The organism is Mycobacterium sp., assembly GCF_049281135.1.
In the GTDB taxonomy this organism is placed as follows: domain Bacteria; phylum Actinomycetota; class Actinomycetes; order Mycobacteriales; family Mycobacteriaceae; genus Mycobacterium.
Map to the genome: position 1 here is coordinate 1 of NZ_JBAPRN010000579.1, position 1,921 is coordinate 1,921.

Annotated in this window: 2 protein-coding genes and 1 pseudogene; 1 reads left to right on the top strand and 2 read right to left on the bottom strand. The window is 64.2% G+C overall.

The features are described from left to right. Positions 1-595 (top strand): LysR substrate-binding domain-containing protein (locus WAN02_RS22630; RefSeq protein ID WP_422266577.1); only part of this gene is annotated, 595 nt, incomplete at its 5' end. A 27-nt stretch (positions 596-622) separates the two neighbouring features. Here WAN02_RS22630 and WAN02_RS22635 read toward each other — a convergent pair. Both WAN02_RS22635 and WAN02_RS22640 read right to left on the bottom strand, forming a co-directional pair. After that, entirely contained in the window at positions 623-1,681 is a 1,059-nt protein-coding gene (locus tag WAN02_RS22635) for an LLM class flavin-dependent oxidoreductase (protein WP_422266579.1), read from the bottom strand. After that, positions 1,681-1,921: pseudogene (locus WAN02_RS22640) on the bottom strand (SRPBCC family protein); the annotation flags it as partial. The pseudogene WAN02_RS22640 and the gene WAN02_RS22635, both read right to left, overlap by 1 nt.

The following is a 1,921-nucleotide window of genomic DNA, read 5'->3' on the forward strand; positions in this document are numbered from 1 at the left end:
CACCCTGATGTCATGGGGAACATTGGATCTGCCCGCCGCTCTTGAGGAGTTCCGCCGCTCCAATCCATTGATCACCGTTCGCCTGCGGCAAAGTCTGACCGGTTCAGCCGGACATCTGACCGCCATCGTCGACGGTCAAATGGACATGGCCCTGGTGTCGATCACATCGCCGGGGTCCCAGCTGGTCGCGATGCGTGAGCTGATGAGCGAGCCCATGGTGTTCGTCTGCGAATCCAGCCATGCACTGGCAGATCGGCGAAAAGTCGCACTCGCCGACCTCGCCGGCCACGACTTCATCAACTTCCCGCTCGGCTGGGGAATACGGCAGCGCCTCGATGCCGGATTCGCCGCTGCCGGCGTCCACCCGATCAACGCCTACGAAGTGGCCGATTATGCGATCGCCGCTGAACTCATCCGGCACCGACTGGCAAGCGCCATCCTGCCCGCGAGCGCTGCCAACCGCTTCCCCGATCTACGCACAGTTCGCGTGCATCCATCCATCACATGGACGCTGTCAATCGCCTACGCGGCATCCCAACGCGCCAGCCCCGCGATCAACGCGCTGATCGACACCCTGCTCCGCCATGTCGGCTGACGCAGTGCATCTGTCAACTCCTAACTATCACGGAGAACTACTGATGTCGCGGACGATGTCGATTGCCCTGCCCAAGGTTGACAACTGGGCGTCGAGGGTGTCACCCGCCGGATAGAGCCTGACGGTGTCCACACCGGCGTCTCGCCACACCGACAATCGCTGCCGCACCATGGATTCGGTGCCGACAAGCGTGGTTGCCAGCACCATCTCATCGGTCACCAGATCGGCTGCGCCGTTTCGGTCGCCGGCCTGCCAGCGCTCACGAACCTGGGTGGCGACATCAGCCCAGCCCTGCCGGCTATAGGCCTGGTTGTAGAAATTGGTCGAGGCCGATCCCATGCCCCCCAGACTGAATGCGAGCTCCTTCTTCCGGCTACCGACCATGACCCGTAACGCATCCTCGTCGGGCGCGAAGGCCACCTCGGCCCCCTGACAGATGTCGAGGCCGTCGCGGCCGCGCCCGCTGCGGGCCAGCCCCTCATCCAAATGAGTGAAGTAGGCTGCCTCGGCGCCCTCGGGCACGAAGCTGGTGCCAAGCCAACCGTCGGCGACTTCACCGGTCAACCGCAGCATGGCCGGCGACAGCGTCGCGAGGTAGATCGGGATCTTGTGCTCCGCGCGCATCGACAACTTCATCGGAACGGCGTCGCCGCCGGCCCGGGGAATGTGGAACTCACGGCCCCGATAGGCGATCTTCCCGCCATCGACCACTTGACGCACGATGTCGACTGTTTCCCTAAGACGAGACAGGGGGCGCGCAAACGAAACCCCGTGCAGCCCTTCGATGACCTGTGGACCGGACGCACCCAGGCCGAGTAGAAACCGTCCGCCGGACAGGTTGGACAGCGTGATCGCGGCCTGCGCCACCGCAACTGGCGTCCGAGTGCCGACTTGTATGACGCCCGAACCGAGCAGCAGGTGATCGGTCACTGCCGCGTAGTAACCCAGCGCCGACGGCGCGTCCGACCCCCAGGCCTCGGCGACCCACAAAACGTCCAGCCCCAGCTTCTCGGCTTCGACGGCGAAGTCTCGTTGCTGCGACCAGCGATCGAAGCTGGCGGCCTCAACCGTCGTGGCGGTCCGCATCAGCCTTCAGCCAGTTTCTTGATTTGGGCCAGGGTGGCGGCCATGTTCTGTTCGAACTCGCGCATCCGCACAAACACGATCTTCTGTTCCTTTTCCGGCATGCGATCGATCGCGAACGACAGCCCTGAGCGTGCGGGACCCATCTGCATCCACTCCGACAATTCCGTTCCACCGTTCCTGGGCTCAAGCCGGAAACGCCAGATCGCGGTCGGGTTCGCCGGATCCTCGACGGCCCAGGCG

What these genes read in the sequence shown, in the direction of transcription:
- WAN02_RS22635 (WP_422266579.1), bottom strand. Translation starts at nt 1,681, where the DNA reads ATGCGGACCGCCACGACGGTTGAGGCCGCCAGCTTCGATCGCTGGTCG.